Origin of the sequence: Pseudidiomarina tainanensis, assembly GCF_900115255.1 — a bacterium.
In the GTDB taxonomy this organism is placed as follows: domain Bacteria; phylum Pseudomonadota; class Gammaproteobacteria; order Enterobacterales; family Alteromonadaceae; genus Pseudidiomarina; species Pseudidiomarina tainanensis.
In genome coordinates, this window is the sequence record NZ_FOYU01000001.1 from 926,245 (window position 1) to 948,478 (window position 22,234).

15 protein-coding genes are annotated in these 22,234 nt (G+C 47.1%); 7 read left to right on the forward strand and 8 right to left on the reverse strand.

What is annotated here, in order from left to right; all coding sequences use genetic code 11:
- Positions 1-2 precede the first annotated feature (2 nt).
- The gene (locus BM292_RS04625; protein WP_092855757.1) at positions 3-3,131 is read left to right on the forward strand and encodes an efflux RND transporter permease subunit; all 3,129 of its coding nucleotides are present in this window, start codon (positions 3-5) and stop codon (positions 3,129-3,131) included.
- Here BM292_RS04625 and BM292_RS04630 read toward each other — a convergent pair.
- Positions 3,128-4,327 carry a dicarboxylate/amino acid:cation symporter gene (locus BM292_RS04630; RefSeq protein ID WP_092855758.1) on the reverse strand — a complete coding sequence of 400 codons (1,200 nt, stop codon included), beginning with the start codon at positions 4,325-4,327 and terminating at the stop codon, positions 3,128-3,130. The two genes, BM292_RS04625 and BM292_RS04630, sit on opposite strands and share 4 nt — an antisense overlap.
- A gap of 300 nt (positions 4,328-4,627) precedes the next feature.
- Here BM292_RS04630 and BM292_RS04635 point away from each other — a divergent pair, with 300 nt between their 5' ends.
- A complete protein-coding gene (locus tag BM292_RS04635; protein ID WP_092855759.1) occupies positions 4,628-4,942 on the forward strand; it encodes a DMT family transporter in 315 nt (104 codons plus the stop codon).
- A 65-nt stretch (positions 4,943-5,007) separates the two neighbouring features.
- On the opposite strand, the gene BM292_RS04640 is transcribed toward BM292_RS04635, so the two are convergent.
- The 4 genes from BM292_RS04640 to grpE form a co-directional block, all read right to left on the reverse strand.
- Positions 5,008-5,820 carry a M48 family metallopeptidase gene (locus tag BM292_RS04640; RefSeq protein ID WP_092855761.1) on the reverse strand — a complete coding sequence of 271 codons (813 nt, stop codon included), beginning with the start codon at positions 5,818-5,820 and terminating at the stop codon, positions 5,008-5,010.
- A gap of 113 nt (positions 5,821-5,933) precedes the next feature.
- Positions 5,934-7,073, reverse strand: coding sequence for a molecular chaperone DnaJ (dnaJ, locus tag BM292_RS04645; RefSeq protein ID WP_092855768.1), 1,140 nt, complete (start codon positions 7,071-7,073; stop codon positions 5,934-5,936).
- A gap of 108 nt (positions 7,074-7,181) precedes the next feature.
- Positions 7,182-9,092 carry a molecular chaperone DnaK gene (gene dnaK / locus BM292_RS04650; protein WP_092855770.1) on the reverse strand — a complete coding sequence of 637 codons (1,911 nt, stop codon included), beginning with the start codon at positions 9,090-9,092 and terminating at the stop codon, positions 7,182-7,184.
- Between the two features lie 89 nt (positions 9,093-9,181).
- On the reverse strand, positions 9,182-9,793 hold the full coding sequence (gene grpE / locus BM292_RS04655) for a nucleotide exchange factor GrpE (RefSeq protein WP_092855772.1): 612 nt from the start codon (positions 9,791-9,793) through the stop codon (positions 9,182-9,184).
- 124 nt (positions 9,794-9,917) lie between these two features.
- On the opposite strand from grpE, the gene nadK reads away from it, so the two are divergent.
- The 5 genes from nadK (at position 9,918) to BM292_RS04680 (ending at position 18,471) form a co-directional block, all read left to right on the forward strand.
- Positions 9,918-10,808 (forward strand): NAD(+) kinase, encoded by an 891-nt coding sequence (gene nadK, locus BM292_RS04660; RefSeq protein WP_092855774.1) that lies wholly within the window; start codon positions 9,918-9,920, stop codon positions 10,806-10,808.
- Between the two features lie 76 nt (positions 10,809-10,884).
- Positions 10,885-12,561, forward strand: a complete 1,677-nt coding sequence (recN, locus tag BM292_RS04665) for a DNA repair protein RecN (protein WP_092855776.1) — start codon at positions 10,885-10,887, stop codon at positions 12,559-12,561.
- A gap of 49 nt (positions 12,562-12,610) precedes the next feature.
- Positions 12,611-12,964: an outer membrane protein assembly factor BamE gene (locus tag BM292_RS04670; protein ID WP_092855777.1), complete on the forward strand. Its 354-nt coding sequence runs from the start codon at positions 12,611-12,613 to the stop codon at positions 12,962-12,964.
- Positions 12,965-13,072: 108 nt separating this feature from the next.
- Complete coding sequence (locus tag BM292_RS04675) at positions 13,073-15,805, forward strand: insulinase family protein (protein ID WP_177203781.1); 2,733 nt, start codon at positions 13,073-13,075, stop codon at positions 15,803-15,805.
- 71 nt (positions 15,806-15,876) lie between these two features.
- Positions 15,877-18,471, forward strand: a complete 2,595-nt coding sequence (locus tag BM292_RS04680; protein WP_143434067.1) for an EAL domain-containing protein — start codon at positions 15,877-15,879, stop codon at positions 18,469-18,471.
- On the opposite strand, the gene BM292_RS04685 is transcribed toward BM292_RS04680, so the two are convergent.
- From BM292_RS04685 to fadI, 3 genes are read right to left on the reverse strand one after another with little or no spacing between them, the layout of a single operon-like run.
- Entirely contained in the window at positions 18,446-18,643 is a 198-nt protein-coding gene (locus BM292_RS04685; protein WP_092855781.1) for a hypothetical protein, read from the reverse strand. The two genes, BM292_RS04680 and BM292_RS04685, sit on opposite strands and share 26 nt — an antisense overlap.
- A 46-nt stretch (positions 18,644-18,689) precedes the next feature.
- Positions 18,690-20,813, reverse strand: a complete 2,124-nt coding sequence (gene fadJ / locus BM292_RS04690) for a fatty acid oxidation complex subunit alpha FadJ (protein ID WP_092855783.1) — start codon at positions 20,811-20,813, stop codon at positions 18,690-18,692.
- Positions 20,813-22,123, reverse strand: coding sequence for an acetyl-CoA C-acyltransferase FadI (fadI, locus tag BM292_RS04695; protein WP_092855785.1), 1,311 nt, complete (start codon positions 22,121-22,123; stop codon positions 20,813-20,815). Before fadI ends, fadJ begins: the two co-directional genes overlap by 1 nt.
- Positions 22,124-22,234: the final 111 nt, after the last annotated feature.

Below are 22,234 nucleotides of genomic sequence, written 5' to 3' on the forward strand. Positions count from 1 at the left end.
TCATGATTGACCATCTGATTCGATTTGCCATCCAACGGCGCTGGTTGGTTATCGCGTTTACACTGTTGCTAGCAGGTTATGGTGTATACAACGCGATGAAACTCCCCATTGACGCCGTGCCAGATATCACCAACGTTCAGGTACAAATTAACACTGAAGCACCTGGCTATTCGCCATTGGAAGTTGAACAGCGAATTACTTATGCCATCGAGACGGCCATGGCTGGCATACCAAAGCTCGATTACACACGCTCGATTTCGCGTTACGCTCTTTCTCAGGTGACTGTTGTCTTTGATGAAGGCACTGATATTTATTGGGCAAGACAACAAATTAGTGAACGCTTACAGTCGGTACGCTCCAGTCTTCCGGATGAAATAGAGCCCGCACTTGGACCTATCGCAAGTGGCTTGGGAGAGGTATTTACTTACATTGTTCGTGCCGAACCAAACGCGCGCGACGCCAGCGGTAATCCTTACACAGCTGAAAGCTTACGAACGATCCAAGACTGGGTTATTCGACCACAACTGGTGAAGGTACCTGGCGTCACCGAAATAAATACAGTTGGTGGTTTCGAGAGAGAATATCAGGTTGCGCCAAATCCCGGAAAAATGCTGGCATTTAAAGTAACCATTGATGATATTTTTAGTGCCCTCGAGATGAACAACAATAACGCCGGAGCCGGATATATTGAGCACAACGGCGAACAATGGTTGGTACGCTCGCCGGGACAAGTTAATAGTCTTGCTGAAATTGGTAACATCGTCGTGACCAAGCGTGATGATGCACCCGTACGAATTCGCGATGTTGCCGAGGTGCGCTGGGGTGAAGAACTACGAACCGGCGCGGCCACCTCAAACGGTGAAGAAGTGGTACTTGGCACCGCCATGATGCTCATCGGCGAAAATAGTCGATTGGTTGCGAAAGCTGTTGCCGAACGCTTAAAAGTTGTGCAACAAAGCCTACCTGAAGGTGTCATTGTAGAGGCACTCTATGATCGCACCATTTTAGTCGATAAAACCATTGCGACCATTGAAAAAAATCTATTCGAAGGCGCCGTGTTGGTCATCGTTATCCTATTTCTCTTACTTGGTAATATTCGAGCAGCGTTGATTACGGCAATGGTCATTCCGCTTAGTATGCTGTTTGCCATTTCAGGAATGGCGACGAATCGCGTATCAGGCAATTTGATGAGTTTAGGGGCAATCGATTTCGGGATCATTGTCGACGGCGCTGTTATTGTGGTCGAAAATGCCCTGCGTCGTTTAGGTCTAGCACAACAACGAGCGGGGCGATTACTCACCGCTAAAGAACGCTTTGAGGAGGTCTATCAGGGCGCGCGTGAAGTCTTTAATCCTGCAACCTTTGGTGTGCTAATCATCATGTTGGTTTACTTACCGATATTTGCACTTACCGGAGTAGAGGGGAAAATGTTTCATCCCATGGCATTCACCGTTATTTTTGCCCTACTCGGTGCATTGCTATTTGCCATGACCTTTATCCCAGCAGCAATTGCAATATTTGTTCGTGGGAAAGTTAAACACGAAGATAATCGGATTATGCGCGGTGCGCGAAAACTCTATGAACCGGGTTTACGCTTTGCACTAAAGCAACCTGTCTTGGTTATTTTGTTTGCCGTCATGCTGTTTGCCGCAACGCTCTTTCAGGCCTCGCGCATGGGAAGTGAATTTATTCCTCAACTCGATGAGGGAGATATTGCGATGCATGCGCTACGGATTCCGGGAACCGGCTTGAAACAATCAATCGAGATGCAAGAAAATCTAGAAGCCGTGATTCGCGAGTTGCCTGAAGTGAAAAGGGTCTACTCTAAAATCGGCACTCCGGATGTTGCCACCGATCCGATGCCTCCGAGCGTTGCAGATACGTTTATTTTGCTTAACCCGCGCTCACAGTGGCCAGATCCAACCAAATCAAAAGAGCAATTTATTGAAGAGTTGAGAGACGTCGTAACACAACAACCAGGTAATAAGTACGAGTTCACGCAACCGATTGAAATGCGTTTTAATGAACTGATTGCCGGGGTTCGCGCCGATGTCGCCGTGCGTATTTATGGCGATAATCTCGATACGCTGAAAGAACTTGGTGATCAAGCCGTCGGGTTGTTACAACAAATTGACGGCGCAAGTGACGTTCGCGCAGAACAAATGACCGGTTTACCAACCTTATCTGTTGTTCCACAACGTGATCATCTCGCCTTACTCGGCTTATCCGTTAACGATGTTCAGCGGGCACTTCAAACAGCCGTTGGCGGTATTCAAGCGGGCATCATTTATGAAGGTGATAAACGCTTTCCGTTGATTGTACGTCTAGATAACAATTGGCGTGAACACATTGAGTCATTACGCCAGTTACCTGTTCCAATACCACAAGCAAAGAACTCGGAGCTTCAGTATGTTCCTCTTGGTGAGGTTGCGCATCTCGAACTTGAATTGGGGCCAAATCAAATCAATCGAGAGTCTGGTAAACGTAATATGGTGGTAAGTAGCAACGTCACTGATCGCGATCTTGGCTCGTTCGTAAACGAAGCGCGTGAAGTGTTGCGTGAAGATTTACAAATGCCAGCTGGTTACTGGGTCGAGTTTGGGGGAACATTTGAGCAACTTGAATCCGCCTCAAAACGGCTTAGTATCGTTGTGCCTTTAACTCTGTTGTTAATTTTGGGCCTTCTCTACAGTGCGTTTAGTTCGTTACGCAATTCATTGATTATATTCACCGGCGTACCATTAGCACTAACGGGCGGCGTGATTGCGCTTACTTTACGCGACATGCCGCTGTCGATATCGGCTGCGGTAGGCTTTATCGCTCTATCCGGAGTTGCGGTTTTAAATGGCGTCGTCATGCTATCATTTATTGAGCAACTGCGATTACAAGGTATGCAACTTCGCGAGGCTATTTTTGAAGGTGCTCGCACACGTTTACGGCCGGTTTTAATGACGGCGCTAGTTGCGAGTTTAGGTTTCGTACCAATGGCCTTCAACGTTGGTACCGGAGCTGAAGTGCAACGACCACTCGCCACCGTCGTAATAGGCGGCATAATTTCGTCGACGTTATTAACCTTATTGGTATTACCAGCCTTGTACAGACTGGTACACCGAGGGAATAAAGCAGTTTAAGTTTTCTGTTGTTGACGCCCGAGCACCACTGACACAGCCATATCACCGGTCACGTTAGTGGCAGTTCGGGCCATATCAATAATTCGGTCAATGGCCGCAATGAACGCGATACCTTCGAGCGGCAGACCAATCGCGTTTAAGGTAACAGTCAACATCACCATTGCTGTTCCAGGGACGCCTGCCGTACCCACTGACGCTAACGTTGCCGTTAACGTAATCAACATATAATCCGCCCAGTCTAGCGGGATACCGTAAATTTGTGCAATAAAGATAGACGCAATAGCTGGATAAATGCCGCCGCAACCGTCCATGTTAATTGTAGCGCCGAGTGGCAAAACGAAGCTCGCGTACTCTTTTTTGACGCCCAGCTTTTCGGTAATCGCCTGGTGCGCAGCTGGAATCGTGCCAAAACTGCTACACGTGGTAAATGCGACCAATTGCGCCGAGAACACCGACTTAAAAAAGAACCAAGGCGACATGCCGGCTAAACGCACCATCGTGCCGTACACGAACACAATGTGCAGTATGCACGCCAAATAAATCGCACCAATAAACGCCGCCAATGGGGTTAAGCTGGATAAACCATAATGGCCCACAACCCATGCCATCAAACCCAACACCCCGAACGGCGTTAATTCGAGAACCATTTTGGTAATACGATACATCACCTGTGCGCCAGCTTTCATGACATCGCCAAACGGTTTAGCCACTTCACCCAACTGATTGATCGCGACACCAACCAGAGCTGCGAATACCACGATTTGAATCACGTTACCTTCCGCCAACGCCGCAATTGGATTGGTCGGTATAAAGTTTAGAAAAACCTCAATCGGTCCAGGAACATCCTTGGGTTGATAGTTTGTATCAGCAACAAGATCGGGCGACGGTGTAACATCCAGTAACTGCGCTACCGACAATCCAATTAAACTGGCAATGACGGCAGTTAACAAAAACAGTCCGATGGTTTGTGCACCAATCTTGCCCGCTTTCTCGCCGCTACCGAGTTGTAAAATTGCACTGACAATTGCAAAGAATATCAGCGGTGCAACGAGCATTTTCAATGCATTAATAAATAGTGTCCCCAGCGGACGCAATGCTTGCGCCACATCAGGGTGCACAACACCAATTAGTACCCCCAGTGCAAACGCACCGAGTACACGCTGCCAAAATGGAATTGCAAACCAAGCCTTAAACATAACACCTCATCAAAACGTTTTTCGTTACTCGTGCGTTCGCGCTGCTCACTGTTCGTCCGTGCTTCGCACTGTTCGAAAAGCGAAGCGCACGAACAGCGCAGCGTACGAATAGTGAAACGTACGAAGAACGATTTTGGGTATTGTACTAACGGTGGTGGACGGGCTTTAGTTCATTTTGGACTGACATATAACCAAGTGATAAAATTCCCGACAGAGGACGACCTCTCCCAATCTGGGCCCACTCGATATATTTAAGGGATAACTGACCAGGACGACCTGGCGCTAAAAAAGGAGCGCCGTATGGCTTGGCTCTATCTATTTATTGCCGGTGTTTTTGAAATTATTTGGGCGTTTTCAATGAAGCAATCACTCGGCTTCACCCGCCCTCTCGCATCCACTATTACACTCGTTACAATGCTGATTAGCTTTTGGTTACTTGCTGTAGCTATGCGAACTATTCCATTAGGAACGGCCTACACTATTTGGACAGGAATTGGGGCGATAGGTGCTTTTGCAGTAGGTATTTGGTTTCTTGGCGAACCAGTCACGCCCCTGAGATTGTTAGCTGCCACACTAATTATATCAGGCTTAATTCTAATGAAACTCGCCAGCTAGCTTTCAAACGACGATAGTAGCTGTTGCTAATATCTAATATTCAACAGCTAATATCGTCGTTGCCGTTAAAGGGTGCAGAGCGGTTTGCGGCGTTGCGATGAAGCTTGCTGATAAAGCTGTTGCACCTTCGGCGCATACGCCTCTATCGCTTGAATCCGTGATTGTGGCGAGGGGTGAGTCGACAAAAATTCTGGAGTACCGCCACCACCAGCTTTGGCCATGTTGCGCCATAAATCGGCTGCTTCCAGAGGGTTATAGCCAGCTGCAGCCATGTAATCGAGACCGAGTTGATCGGATTCACTCTCATGCACACGAGAGTATGGGAGTAATACGCCCACTTGCGCACCAATACCCAGTGCCGCCATTGCTAGCGCAGCCGTTTCACTATCGAGGTTTTCAGCAACCAATACTGACCCCAGTTGCAAGCCTAAGCCAACAGCAAACTGGTTAGACATGCGTTCGTTACCGTGGTCGGCAATCACATGACCAATCTCATGACCAATAACAGCCGCCAGTTGATCGCGATTTTCGGCAACTTTTAACAGCCCAGTGTAGACACCGATATTTTCGCCAGGTAAGGCAAAAGCATTCACCTGTTCGCTATCAAATACCGTAACTTCCCACTCCTTGTCACGCCAAGGGCTCGGCAGAACGGCAATCAAATCATCGGTAATACAACGCACATAGGCATTAGTGCGCGCATCGGTACTCACCTTTTCTTGGGCTTTAAGTTTGGCGTAACTATCATCACCTAAGGAGGCTAATTGACCACTGGAGAATAGCATCAGCTGACTACGCCCAGTTGGCGATTCAGTACATGCGCTTAGTAGCGACACGCTCAATAGCGCGGCACCAGCAACTTTCATCCAATGACCCATATCCCCTCCTAAATTCAACTGCGATATTAGCTATTAGATATTGGATACTAGCAAGAGTTTCAAACTTTTGTTCTAATATCCAATATCTAATAGCCAATATCGCTTTTGCTTTGTTATCCGCGAAGGTCGTCGAAGAACTTGCGTACTCCGTCAAAGAAACCCTTCTCTTTCGGACGATACTTACCTGCTTCTTCGCCGGTTCCCATCGACTCCTCAAGCTCTCGCAATAAATCACGTTGCTTTTCAGATAAATTTACCGGTGTTTCAATCACAACTTTACAAATCAAGTCACCTACCGCACCAGTGCGCACCGATTTCACGCCTTTACCACGCAAACGAAGTAATTTCCCCGTTTGAGTTTCAGCCGGTACTTTCAGTTTCACTTTGCCTTCAAGTGTTGGTACTTCAATATCACCACCTAAAGCTGCACGTGTAAAACTCAGCGGTACTTCACAGTATAGATTATTTCCGTCACGTGCAAAGATTGGGTGTTCACGTACATGAACTTGCACATATAAGTCGCCGGCTGGTGCGCCCATTTCGCCAGCTTCACCTTCACCAGTTAAGCGGATGCGATCACCGGTATCAACACCTGCAGGAATTTTAACGGATAAGGTTTTAGTGCGCTCAACTCGGCCTCCACCGTGACACGTGCGACACGGATCTTTGATGACTTTGCCGCGCCCACGACAGTGTGGACATGGTTGTTGTACAGCAAAGAAACCTTGGCGCATTTGGATTTGACCAGAGCCATGACAATGGTTACAGGTTTCAGCGCTACTGCCTTCGCTCGCACCGCTACCATCACAGTCTTCGCAAGTGCTTAGCTTAGGAATTTTCAGTTCAACTTCTTTGCCGCGAACAGCTTCTTCTAAACTTAACTCTAGGTTATAGCGTAAATCAGCACCGCGTTGCGCTTGTGCGCGGCCGCGACGTCCGCCACCGCCAAAAATATCACCGAACACATCACCAAAAATATCAGCAAAGTCAGCTGCGCCAGCACCACCGCCGAAGCCACCCTGACCTTGTTCAAACGCGGCATGACCATACTGGTCATAAGCAGAGCGTTTTTGTGGATCTGACAGCACTTCATAGGCAGCTCGAACCTCTTTGAATTTCATCTCGAGGTCTTTGTCACCTTTGGTGCGGTCGGGATGATATTTCATCGCCAACTTTTTGTAGGCTTTTTTGATGTCGCGTTCGCTGGCATCTTTACTGACACCCAGCACTTCATACAAATCTGGTTTCGACATAATTATGTGGTTTCCGCGTTCCTTTACTTCCTGCCTGATACAAGCACACGGAGGCTACCCCTCGGCAACCCCCGTGTGTTGAACTACAGACACCCGGTGGGCGTGCAATTACTTCTTGTCGTCTTTAACTTCTTCAAACTCAGCATCAACAACATCGTCAGCATCTTGTTTACCGCTGTCACCAGCGTCACCCGCTTGCTGTGCTTTCGCCTGAGCTGCTTCCATCAATTTACCCGATGCTTCAATCAAGGCTTGCTGCTTCGCTTCAATTTCAGCTTTTTCATTGCCTTTGATAGCCGCTTCTAAGTCACTGATAGCTGATTCGATGGCTTCTTTGTCACTTGCCTCAAGTGCATCGCCAGCTTCTTCAAGTTGCTTACGCGTACCGTGAACCAATGCATCAGCTTGGTTACGCACTTGTACCATCTCTTCAAACTTACGATCTTCTTCGGCGTGAGCCTCAGCATCGCGAACCATTTTTTCAACTTCATCATCACTCAAGCCTGATGAAGCTTTGATGGTGATCTTCTGCTCTTTACCAGTGTCTTTATCTTTCGCAGATACGTGCAAGATACCGTCCGCATCAATGTCGAAAGTAACTTCAATTTGTGGCACGCCGCGTGACGCTGGACGAATACCTTCCAAATTGAACTGACCTAACGATTTGTTATCTGCGGCGCGCTTACGCTCACCTTGAATCACATGAACCGTCACGGCAGCTTGGTTATCTTCAGCAGTTGAGAAGGTTTGCGATTGCTTTGTAGGAATCGTTGTATTCTTCTCAATTAATTTAGTCATCACGCCGCCCATGGTTTCAATACCCAGCGACAGTGGTGTTACGTCAAGTAACAATACGTCTTTCACATCACCTTGCAGAACACCCGCCTGTACTGCCGCACCAACGGCCACAGCTTCATCTGGGTTCACGTCGCGACGTGGCTCTTTACCGAAGAAATCGGTCACTGCTTGTTGTACTTTTGGCATACGGGTTTGACCGCCAACCAAAATGATGTCGTGAATATCGCTTACCGACAAGTCAGCATCTTTCAACGCTTGCTTCACTGGCTCGAGCGTTTTCGCAATCATGTCTTCAACTAAAGACTCAAGCTTCGCACGAGTTACTTTGATAGCCAGGTGTTTTGGACCTGTCGCATCGGCAGTAATATACGGCAAGTTCACTTCCGTTTGTTGCGCTGAAGACAATTCAATTTTCGCTTTCTCTGCAGCTTCTTTTAAACGCTGCATTGCCAACGGATCTTTGCGCAGGTCAATGCCTTGGTCTTTGTTGAATTGCTCAACTAAGTAGTTAATTAAGCGGTTATCAAAGTCTTCACCACCCAAGTGAGTATCACCGTTCGTTGCTAAAACTTCGAACGTGTGGTCGCCATCAACTTCATCAATCTCGATAATTGAGATATCGAACGTACCACCACCTAAGTCATAAACAGCAATGATGTTGTCGCCTTTTTTCTTATCAAGACCATACGCCAGCGCAGCCGCTGTTGGCTCGTTGATAATACGCTTCACTTCTAGGCCAGCAATACGACCAGCATCTTTCGTTGCTTGACGTTGTGCATCGTTAAAGTAAGCCGGCACGGTGATAACCGCTTCAGTTACTTTCTCACCTAAAAAGTCTTCTGCAGTTTTCTTCATTTTCTTCAGAACTTCGGCAGAGATTTGTGGTGGTGCCTTTTTGTCATCGTTAATTTGCACCCATGCGTCGCCATTGTCTGCCTCGACAATTTTGAATGGCATGATGCCAAGGTCACGCTGTACTTCTTCGTCTTTGAATCGACGTCCAATCAGACGTTTGATTGCAAATAAGGTTTTGTTTGCGTTCGTTACAGCTTGGCGTTTTGCAGGTGAACCTACCAACACTTCGCCGTCATCAGTGAACGCAACCACTGATGGCGTAGTACGATCGCCTTCAGCATTTTCAATAACACGCGGTTTGTCACCATCAAGTACTGCTACGCAAGAGTTAGTAGTACCTAAGTCGATTCCGATAATTTTACCCATGATTCGTCTCCAACTTCATAATCTAAAACAGGTTTGATAACTCAAATATGGGGTGGTTTTTGCGTATTTCAACACCCCTAATAGGGTTATTAAGAATTTTTCACTACCATCACCATTGCTGGGCGCAATAAACGGCCGCTTAAGGTGTAGCCTTTCTGCATCACTGCCAACACAGTATTGTTTTCATGTTCTTCAGACGGTTGCATCGCCATTGCTTGATGCAGCTCTGGATTAAACGCATCGCCAACAGCACCCACTGCCTCTACACCAAATTTATTCAATGTGCTGAGTAGATTTTTGTGGGTCAGCTCAATACCTTCGAAGAAACTTTGATTGATATCGTCTGCTTGCTTGGCAATGTCCATCGCACGCTCTAAGTTGTCCACGGTATCTAAAATTTCTCCGGCAAACTTTTCCAACGCGAATTTGTGGGCTTTTTCAACATCCTGAGCCGAGCGACGACGCACATTTTCCATCTCCGCCACAGCGCGAACGGCGCGATCATTAGCATCGTCTGCACGCTGTTCGGCTTGGCTCAAGGCCAATTCCAAAGCTTCAATGCGTTGTTGATTCTCATCACCCGACTCATTTTCGGTTGCCTGAGATTCGACTTGCTCGTCCTGAACCACTTGCTCAGCTTGCGCTTCTGCGCCTTGCTGTTCTTCCGCCTGAGTGGCTTTTGTTGAATCATTCTTGGTCATAACTGCGTACTCTTGGTTGAAATTCACAAATGAACAATAATTTGTTGTGATATAACTATCTGCAGGCAGTTATGGGGTCAGCTGTGAATGATTCAAGTCATCACAGTAAAAAAAGGAAAAAAACATGGCGACAAAAGGGCAATCAGGATTCCGACGAATCGCACTGCTCGGTAAGGTGCATCACGAAGCAACGCGTACAACGTTGTTAAAGCTTGAAGAGAGCTTGATGTCGATGGGCTATGACGTGATTATTGAGTCACGCACGGCAGAGCAGTTGAAAACCACACGCGCACAAATACTCCCCCTACACCGCATTGGCGAATCGGCCGATCTTGCCGTCGTTGTCGGCGGTGATGGGAATATGCTTGGTGCCGCTCGTATCTTATGCGAAGCGGATATTGCAGTCATTGGTGTCAACCGCGGTAACTTAGGCTTCCTCACAGATCTTGACCCCGACCATGTGATTGAGCAATTAAAAGCGGTACTCGAAGGCGAGTATCAAACCGAGCGGCGCTTCTTATTGCAAGCGGAAGTTTTTCATAATGGCAAATCAAAAAGCGTTGGGCGTGCCATTAACGAAGTTGTTTTACACTCCGATAAAGTCGCCCACATGATTGAGTTTGAAGTGTATGTAAACGACGAATTCGTGTATTCGCAGCGCTCCGACGGGCTCATAATCAGTACCCCAACCGGTTCTACCGCTTATTCATTATCTGGTGGCGGGCCAATTTTAACGCCGGGGCTTGATGCCATCACCATGGTCCCCATGTTTCCACATACGTTGAGTAGCCGCCCAATTGTTGTGGATGGACATAGCGTCATTCGCCTGCGCGCCGCGGCTGATAACGATAGCCTACAGTTAAGTTGTGATGGTCATGTACGTATGACCGTTCAACCCGGTGATGATGTTGTGATTCAACAACATGCACATCGCCTCTGCTTAGTACACCCGAAAGACCATAGTTATTACCGCGTACTGCGCAATAAACTCGGTTGGGGTAGCCGTTTGTTTTAAATTTTTCGGCCCCTCTTGCATTACTGTATAAATACTGTATAACTACTGTACACATACACAGTGTTTGAGGTGACCTATGCTGCTTCATATGCAAATACGCAACCTTGCGGTTGTACGCCAACTTGATATTGACTTTAACGCCGGTATGACAGCAATTACCGGTGAAACCGGTGCCGGTAAATCTATTGCACTGGATGCTTTAGGCTTATGTTTAGGCGATCGCGCCGATGTTGATCTGATTCGTGCTGATGCCGATAAAGCTGAAGTCAGTGCGACGTTTCATCTCGCCGACCAGCAGAGCCCTGCGTTACTCTGGTTGCATGAGCAAGAGTTGCAAGATGACGAGCCTCATACCTGTGTACTGCGCCGTATTGTAACCCGCGAAGGACGCTCCAAAGCCTGGATAAATGGCTATCCTGTCACCGCATCGCAACTCAAGCAATTAGCGCCGTTACTGGTAAATATTCACGGACAGCATGAGCATCAATTGTTGACACGTCCCGAACACCAACTTTCTTTGTTGGATGCCTATGCGCGCCATCAAGTATTGCTCGACGACGTTCAAACGGCTTATCAACATTGGTACAGCCTGCGTAAGCAGCAGAAGCAACTGCATCAACAACAAGCAGATATGGAATCGCGCTTGCAGCTACTGAGTTATCAAGTGTCGGAATTGAACGAATTTGCACTTGCCGAGGGCGAATTTGAAGAGCTTGAACAACAGCACAAGCGCTTAGCTAATAGCGCAGCATTAGTCGAAGATTCCGCTTTTGCCTTGAATGCCATATATGAAGGAGAGCACAACAACGCATATAGCCTGTTACAAAGTGCTTTAACGCGGCTGGAACAACAACTCGATACCGATCCAAATTTGGCAGAAACCGTGCGTATGTTAAGTGAGGCAAGTGTTCAAGTCGAAGAAGCTGCGCGTGAGTTGCGTCATTACCAAGACAATATTGAACTTGATGACGAACAATTAGTTGTTGCCGAACGACGCGTTACACAAGCGATTCAATTGGCACGTAAGCATCAACTAGAACCAACACAACTTTATCAACATCATCAAGAGTTGTTGCAAGAGTTACAGCAACTTGAAACCAGTCAAGCTGAATCAGCAGACATTGATGAGCGTGTGGAGCAAGCAGCGCACTCGTATCGCAGCATGGCCGCCAAGTTGTCCGCGAGTCGAGTGCAAGCAGCGCAGGAACTCAGTGAACGAATCGCTAAGAGCATGCACCAATTAAACATGCCGCATGGGCGCTTTGTCATCGAAGTCAATCACCAAGCGCAAGCACCAGCGACACGCTTGGGTACCGACGAAGTGTGCTTTACCGTGACAACCAATCCAGGCCAACCATTGCAGGCGCTCGCAAAAATCGCATCGGGTGGTGAGTTATCGCGTATTAGTTTGGCGATTCAAGTCATCACGGCAAGTCAATTAACGACGCCAACCTTAATGTTTGATGAGGTTGATGTCGGCGTGAGCGGTGCCACTGCGGCAACAGTCGGAAAATTATTACGACAACTTGGGGAATCAAATCAGGTTATTTGTGTCACACACTTGCCGCAAGTTGCTGCGAAAGCACATCAGCAACTTCTTGTCGATAAAGTCACAGATGGCGCAAGTACCGAAACAACAATGGTTCGACTCGACCCAGATGCCCGCGTAATTGAACTTGCTCGGCTTCTTGGCGGCGACGAAATTACTGCAGCAACCAAAGCAAATGCTGCTGAATTACTTGCGGTCGGTTAGGTGCATTGTTTATCATCACCAACAGAATCACAAATTAACAGCAGGTGTTATGAAAGCTCTCGTAATTGCAGGTAGTGTATTAATTCTTAGCGGATGTTCCGTTTTTGACAGTTGGGTGTACCGGATCGATATTCCGCAAGGGAACTATCTTGAGCAACGCGACGTTGACCAATTGCGCGTCGGTATGTCGAAAGAACAGGTTGCTTATGTGATTGGTGAGCCAGTCGCTGAAAATGTTTTTGATCAAGATGTTTGGTATTACGTATTTAAATTAAACTCTGGTCGTAGTCGCAGCGAAGATTACCAACACAAAGTCACGTTGACCTTTGAGAATAATCAATTGATCGCCTACGACGGCACCTTTGACCGACCAGAAAACTTCGATACACCGCTGGAACAATAGCCCCGCGCACAGCGCGCCAGCGAATAATCGCTGGCGTGCCGATATTCGGCCTCTGCGGACGACTCAGGTTTAGGGAGCACGATGACGACTGAAAACTCAGGAGTCAACATGTCGGCTCGGGTAATACTTGATGATCAAGAGATTACCAAAAGCCCGACCGATCAACGTCACTATCGCATCGTCGAACTCGACAATGGTATGCGCTGTGTACTGGTGCATGAAGCACAGGCTCGTCAAGCAAGTGCAGCGCTGGCTGTCGCAGCAGGTCATTTCCACGACCCTCACCACGCTCAAGGTTTAGCTCACTTCTTAGAGCACATGCTATTTTTGGGCACCGAAAAATATCCAGACGCCAATAGTTACCAAAGCTTTATTAGTGCTCACGGTGGTAATCACAACGCATGGACTGGCACTGAATTTAGTAATTATTATTTTACCGTAGATGCCAGTTATCTCGACCAAGCACTTGATAGATTTATGCGGTTTTTCCATCAACCATTGTTTTCTGAACAATGGATAGAAAAAGAGCTTCAATCGATTGAATCGGAATTTCAACTCAAACGACAAGACGAACTCCGACGCCTCTACCAGGTGCATAAGGCGACGTCGAACCCGAAGCATCCGTTCAGCAAGTTTTCTGTTGGTAATCTTAGTACCTTAAAGAATCAGTCAGATAACTCGTTGCAGCAACAGCTTCGTGACTTTTTCCAACGTTGGTATTGCGCTCGGCGTATGACACTCGTGTTGTTGGGGCCTCAATCTCTTGATGAATTGACAGAACTTGCCAGTTTGCACGCGCAAGCGGTAAAAAGCGGTTGTGCGGATATTTGGGATATCGACGAACCACTTTACCTTGCCGAGCAGCTAGGCGTTGAGTTGCACGTTAATCCATTAAAAGATGCACGGCGACTTATCGTTACCTTCGCACTGCCGGGGATTAATGACGATTACGCCAACAAAACCACCAGTTATATCGCACATCTTTTAGGTTATGAAGGTCCCGGCAGCCTGTTTGGCTATTTGCGGGATAAACATTGGATTAATACGCTTGCAGCTGGTGGCGGCATTAGTGGAAGCAACTTTAAAGATTTCAATATTAATATGCAGTTGACCGAACAAGGCATGGCGCATCGTGACGATATTATTGCCGCTTTGTTCAGTTACATTCAGCTGATTCGACAACAGGGTTTAAATGCATGGCGTTACGACGAACGTCGCGTCAGTGTCATGAATGCATTTAATTTTCAAGAACAACCACGGGCAAGTGATCTAGCGCCGCAATTAGCGATAAATCTACAACATTACTTAGCTGAAGATATAATTTTTGGCGATTATCGAATGGATGGATTATTTCAGCCAAAAGCACTTCAGTTTTTGGACTGCATGCGCGTCGATAACATGCGCGTTACCGTCATCCATAAAGATTTACCGACCGATCAGGTCGAACCAATATACGGCAGTCACTACACAGTGCGTCCGTTTTCGACAGAGCAAATTACGAAATTTAATAACGCGAAAGCGATCGATGTTGCGCTTCCCGAACCGAATCCGTACTTAAGCGAACCTTGGCAATTACAGTCAATTGCGGCAGGTGAACCAACCGGTTTACCCCGCGTCAAACAGACCGCACCAGCGCTAACAAGCTGGCATTTACATGACATTGATTTTCGGCAGCCCAAAGCTCATTTATACCTTGGTTTTCAGCTTCCCAATGTCGTCGCAACCTCAGCCAATTTCGCCCAAGCACGGCTCTGGTGTGAAATGATGCTCGATATTTTAAATGAGCAGTGCTACGACGCTGAAATTGCTGGATTGCATTTCAACCTGTACCCACAACAACAAGGCATGACATTGCATGTCACTGGGTCTGCGCATTATGTACCACAGTTGAGTAGCACGTTAATCGAAGCTATGCGCGCACCAACCTTTTGTCAGCAACGCTGGTTGGACTTACGGCAAAGGTTGATGACGAACTGGCGCCAGGCATTGTTGCATAAGCCACTAAACTTTCTATTTTCGCATTTGAATGTTCAGTTACAGCCGCATACTTATTCGGTCATCGATTTAGCTGGCGAACTTGAACAGTTTGAATTCGATAGCTTTTGCGAAACCAGTCCGCACTTATTTGCTCAAGCCCAAGTGCAACTGTTCGCACACGGTGACGTTAAAGGACATCAATTAAAGCCTGTTGAGGATGCCCTCACCGATTGGTTACAACTCGAACAACCATTAGCTCCAATCGACCTGACCCCGGCAGCACTGACAACATTGCCGAGTACTATTTCCATCACGACGCAACATCCTGATCACGCCGTCATAGCAGTGCTCCAATCAATGGAAAATAGCGTTGCACAGCAAGGTGTATTTATGTTGCTTAACCACATGCTACAACCGCGCTTTTTTGCTCAACTTCGTACCGAACAACAGCTGGGCTATTTGGTCGGCACCACGTACTTACCGATGCAGCAATACCCTCATCTACTATTTTATGTGCAGTCATCACGCGTCGATAACGACCATATTGCCAGTGCTATATCTGACTTCTTTGCGCAAATGCCGACGATATTGGCGGATATTACTGAGGAAGAGTTCGACAAAGCACGACAGAGCTTAACGCAACAGCTGACTGAAAAAGACACAAGTTTACGCTCACGTAGCCAGCGCTTGTGGAGCGCAATTACCCAACAAGATCATGATTTCTCAAGACTATCTCGAATTGCACTGTGCATAGAAGCACTCAGTTTGGAACAATTCAAACTTGTAACGCAACAACTATTCAACAACACTTCAGGACAAATGTTTCTGTCCGCAAGCCCCGCGAACTTTGACAGATCTCGCTAAATTGTTTAATTTGATGAGCAACATAACAAATAGAAGAGCTGTACAAAAAACAGTCACTTTTGGGGAAAAGCGTGCAACGCCTGCAACAGCTTTATTACAGTTTAGGTCTCAGAACACTGACAATTGTTATTGTCTCGGTGTTTTCGTTGTCTTTCCCGTTACACGCCCAAGATTGGCAGGTCGAGCTGATTAACCTGCGGCTCGCCAATCAACCGGTTAGTGCGCAACAACTCGATCAGCGTAACCGCCCACAGCTATACAACACTGAAACACTTTACGTTCCCGATATCCAAGACCCATTCAGCATCGAATTTGGTGCACCCTATGCCCCAAATGCGCGATTACTCTATTATCGGTACCAACTTGAAGGCTTTGATAGAGATTGGGTCTATACAGACAACGAATATCGACGCGCGACCTATACCAATTTAAGTTACGGGCAATATACCTTTAAAGTTGAAGCATCCTACGACGGTGTGGTTTGGAATGGCCGCCGTCAGATCTTACTCGATGTCGCGCCGCCAAGCTGGTTATCACCATGGGCAATAAGTGCATATGCACTTATTTTGCTAGGCATTCTAGCAGCCGTTTTTTTTGTTGTGCGCGCGCGTCATCTTGCCATTAAACAACTCAGAAGTAGCGAAGAGCGCTTAAAGTTGAGTCTTTGGGGAAGCGGCGATCAACTATGGGATTGGCATGTTCCCGAAGGAACCATTCATCGACATAATAGTTGGCGCAACCTAAATGAATTTCCAATAGACCATATCCGTTCAGGTACGCGTGGTAGCCCGAGTAATATTCATCCGCTTGATCTGCCTAAGTTACAGCAACAACTACGCAAGCATTTAGACGGTGCGACCAATTATTTTGAAATGACCTACCGTGTGAAAACCGATAACGGTTGGATTTCGGTACTTGACCGCGGCAAAGTGGTCGAACGCGATGACAAGCAACAGCCCTTGCGCATGACCGGAACCTTAAAAGACATTACCCCACTTGTCGCTGCCGAAGAACGTTTGAAGATGTTAGCGACATCCATTACCAATATTTCCGATGGTGTGTGTATTTACAATGCCAGCTTTAAAGTTATCGAAACCAATGCATCGGTGGCAAAAATAACCGGCTATTCACGTGATGATATGCTCGGAAGACCGTTGCAGTTGCAACTTTATAGTCCTGAATATATTGAACAAATTAAGCGCTTATTAAAGCAACATGGTAGCTGGCGCGGTGAAGTGGAAGACCTGCGAAAAGATGGTAGTTTGTACCAAATGGAGCTAACGCTTGATGCGATTCGTGACGATAGCGACCGAATCTCTCATTATGTCGCAACATTTGCTGATATCACTGAGCGGAAATCGACAGAACGCGAGTTACGTCGCCTATCCAATACCGATACACTCACCGGTCTGCCTAACCGTTCTTATTTCCAAGTGAGCCATGCCAATTTAGTACGAAAGCGCATTCAACACGCGCTACTACTGTTTGACTTGGATGATTTTAAGAAAATTAATGACTCGCTTGGGCATGATGTTGGCGATCAACTATTACTCCAAGTTGCTGAACGTGTTGCTGAAGTAGGACGACCACAAGACACTTTCTTCCGCCTCGGCGGTGATGAGTTCGTGTTAATGCTCGAAGACACCAGCGACCTTAGTGTCATCACCGATGTTGCGACAAAAATACTCAAACAGATTGGCGAAGCTTTCCATGTCAATCAACAAGATATCGTGATTGGCAGTTCCATAGGCATTGTGGTTTATCCTAATGATGGCACATCGTCACAAGAGCTTCTGCAAAACGCTGACACGGCTATGTATCATGCCAAAAATCGTGGCGGTCACAATTATCAATTCTTTAATGAATCGATGAACAAAAATGCAGTGCGACGTTTGCAAGTTGAGAACCAATTACGCCAAGCGCTTCGCAACAACCATATTCAAGTCATGTACCAACCCAAAGTTTCCTTGCGAGATTATGAGTTTGTCGGCTTAGAAGCCTTGGTTCGACTGAATATTCCAGGTATCGGCTTAGTGAGCCCAAATGAATTTATACCGCTTGCTGAAGAGACCGGTCTGATTATTGAAATGGGCGAGCAAGTATTACGCCAAACTTGTCGTGATATGCGTGAGTGGGTCAAACAAGGCACTGTGCAAGGTCGTGTTGCAGTGAACTTATCAGCCAAACAATTTGTGCAGCCTGATTTGACCAAGCGCATTATAAGCATCCTAAAAGAAGAACAGCTGGCACCTGAACACCTTGAGCTCGAAATAACTGAGGGTGTGGTCATGGAAGATCCTGAGCGAGCAATTGCGATTATGACCGAACTACACAATTGTGGTATTCATTTAGCTTTGGATGATTTCGGTACAGGGTATTCATCGCTTGCCTACCTGAAGCGCTTCCCGATTCAAACATTGAAAATAGATAAAGCGTTTGTGGATGATATTAACGGTGCTGAGCGCGACCGTAATATGGTTGCGTCAATTGTCGCAATGGCGCACAACATGGGCCTAGACGTCGTCGCCGAAGGTGTGGTTAATACAGCTCAAGCAGCAACACTAAGCCGCTTAAGCTGTGAATTTGCGCAAGGTTATTTGTTCGCGGAACCGTTAACCAGCGATGCGTTTTTGGCACATATCAGCGTACCAGCATCGATACATTAGTCCGACCTTGGGCTTTTAACATCGTCATCCGTTTATGGGTAAAAAACATCGGCATAACGAATGGCCCCAATAACAGCCCCAACACGCCCCAACGTTTTGCACCCATTGCATGGGTTAAAGCTTGAATGTATAACGTCAGCGCAGACAACAAACAACACAGCGCAATAAACATCTTAACTCCAATTTTTACAACTGATACAACTTAAAGCATCGAGCGCTTAATAAAAGCGCTCGTTATTTTCTGCCATTTTCAGCAACAATGGTGCTGGCGTATAACGTTCACCATGTTGCTTCTGATAGTTCTGTAATCGACGTACGATTTCAGCAACGCCTATGGCATCCATATAACGGAATGGACCACCACGGAACGGTGGGAAGCCAATCCCGAAAATCGCACCGATATCACCATCACGCGCACTACGAATAATGCCTTCATCAAGACAGTATGCCGCTTCGTTTAGCATCAACAGCACAGTGCGTTGAGCAATTTCTTCGCCGCCTAACTTCGCTGACGGGCTGATGCCAAGCAGGGTATAGACAGACTCATCAACGGCCTTTCCTGGTTTCTTACCTGAATAGGCATAAAAGCCTTTTTTGTTCTTTTTGCCTTTGCGATCGTCATCCAATAACTTACCAAACGCATCCGGCGCGCGGAATCGATCGCCCAACTCATCAGCCATGATTGGCGCCACTTTCGCAGCCACATCAATACCGACTTCGTCCATCAACTTCATGGGGCCAACTGGGAAGCCAAATTTAACGAGTGCGCTATCAACAACCTCAATTGGCTCGCCTTCAAGAACCAAACGTGCCGATTCATTCATATAAGGCGCAAGAATACGATTGACATAGAAACCCGCACCATCTTTCACGACAATAGGTGTTTTGCCCTGCTTCTTCGCTAGTGCCACCGTCGTTGCAATGGTTTCATCCGAAGTCCCCGCATGGGTGATAATTTCAGCCAATGGCATTTTATCAACCGGTGAGAAATAATGTAATCCGATCACATTTTCCGGACGCTGCGCTTGCGCGGCAATTTTGGTAATCGGTAAGCTCGAAGTATTTGTTGCGAAAATCGTGTTTTCGCTCGCTACAGCCTCAATATCGGCAACCATTTGCTGCTTCAAGTTGAGATCTTCAAACACCGCTTCAATCACTACATCAACTCGGTCAAAACCACTGTAATCAAGGCTTCCACTCAAACGTAACATCGTCGCTTCAAGCTCAGCGCGCGGCATATGCTTACGTTTAACCTTCTTGTTCAGTAAGTCGTAGCTATATTTCAGTGCGTGCACAATACCTTGCTCTGAAATGTCTTTGATGCGTGCAGGTAACCCAGCTTTCGCAGCGGATACGTAGGCAATTCCGCCACCCATCAAGCCACCACCAAGTACACCAACGCGCTCAACCTGACGAGGTTTCGTATCGCCAGCTCCGGTTTCTTTCTTCATTGCTGTGGTCGCAAAAAAGATATTGCGTAGTTGCTTCGACTCAGGTGTCATCGCTAATTCACCGAACGAACGAGCTTCATACTCAAGTCCTGCCTGAAAACCTTTATCAGAACCATACGCAATCGTATCGATAATTTTATCCAATGCCGGATAATTACCCTTGGCCTTCGCTTGGGCTTGCTCGCGTGCTTTCGAGAAAATAATGCCACGACCAACACCGGTTCCTTCAAGCAATTTATTTAACAGTGAATGACGTACGCGCTTCACTTTTGCTTTGCTTGATAATGCCAACTTCACCGCCGCATCTAATAGAATACTTGGTGGCACCACATCATCGACAATACCCAGCTTTTTCGCTTGCTTTGCGCGCAATTGCTTACCCGTTAAAATAAGAGGTAATGCTTTTTGAATACCGATTAAACGCGGCAGACGCTGCGTTCCGCCTGAGCCAGGTAACAAACCGAGTTGAACCTCTGGCAAACCAATAATGGTTTTATTGCTATCCGTTGCTACGCGGTAATGACAAGCGAGCGCCAACTCCAAACCGCCGCCCAAACAGGCGCCATCAATGGCAGCTACCACTGGTACTTGCAAGGCTTCAATACGGTCGAACATCGCCTGCCCTTGGCGTGCAAGGCTCTCGGTATCAGCTGCGTTCTCACAAGCGTCAATCATGCTAATATCAGCGCCCGCGACGAATGAACCTGGTTTATCACTGATGACCACAACGCCCTTCAGGTCGCGCTGTTGCTCCAATTGATTAAGCACTCCGGCAACTTCTTCGGCAAACGATGCTTTTAAAGTGTTCATCGATTCGCCCGGTACATCAATGTGGATGACCGCTACCTGATCATCGCGTAACTCTAGCGTAAAGGCTTGTTGTTCGCTCATTATTCAGTCTCCACAATCATTGCTGCACCTAATCCACCAGCGGCACAGGCCGTGGTTAAACCGACTCCGCCGCCGCGACGTTTCAATTCATTCAGGGTTTGCGTAATTAACCGCGCTCCCGTTGCTGCAAATGGGTGGCCATAAGCTAACGAGCCTCCCATCACGTTGAATTTATCCATATCGATTTCGCCGATTGCTTCACTCCGGCCAAGTTTCTCTTCAGCAAATTTCTTGCTGGCAAACATTTTCATATTGGCCAGAGTTTGCGCGGCGAAAGCTTCATGCATTTCAATGAGGGTTAAATCACTTAACTTCATACCCGCACGATCCAGTGCGATCGGTGTGGCATAAGACGGCCCCATGAGCATGTCTTCCCACACATCAATAGCACTGAATGCATAACTACGAATATAACCTAAAACCTCATAGCCAAGCGCTTTGGCTTTGCTTTCAGTCATCAATAAAACCGCACTGGCGCCATCGGTTAACGCGGTACTATTGGCAGCTGTCACCGTACCGTGTTTACGATCAAACACTGGACGCAGCTTCGCATAACCATCCAACTTAGAGTCACTGCGTACTGTATTGTCGCGTTTTAAGAAATCTTTGTATGGTTCTGCATAGGCCGTCATCACTTCGCTATCAAGCTTGCCGGCTTCCCATGCTTCATGCGCTAGGCTATGTGAGCGGTGTGCCAAGGCATCTTGATCGGCACGACTAATATTGTGTGTCTTTGCCATTTGTTCAGCTGTATCGCCCATCGTCAAACCTGTGCTGTATTCGGCAATGGCTGGCGGTACCGGCATTAAATCTTTAAACCGCAAACGCTTTAATATATTTAAGCGTTGGCCTAGAGTTTTTGCTTTATTCAAATCAACCAGTGCATGTGCCAGTGCTCGTGACACACCAATTGGCAAAACTGAAGACGAATCAGCGCCGCCAGCAATACCCACAGAGATATTTCCAACCAACATACTTTCTAGTACGTTGACCGTAGTTTGAAAACTCGTCGCACAAGCACGTGATACACTGTACGCGTCAGTAGACACCGGCAAACTTGTGCCCAAAACGATTTCACGAGCAATGTTCGGAGCCTTCGGCATCTGCACAACTTGCCCATACACTAACTGCTCTACTTCATTTGGGTCCAAGCTGTAACGATTAAGTAGCTCTTGCACCACCATTTTGCCCATGTCCAATGCAGGAACGCCATGGAAATAGGTCGCCTGCTTCGCAAACGGGGTACGCAAGCCGGCGACAATCGCAATGCGGTCGCCTGAAGCAGTGGTCAGATTCTGACGTGCGGCCATAGATTTGTCCTCTGTTGTTTTGTTATGGTCATTCCTTAATCTGGTCTGACCTCATAGATAGTTACAAATTTTAACGGGTCTTTGGCGAGAATTAAACCGTTGTTTTCGGTA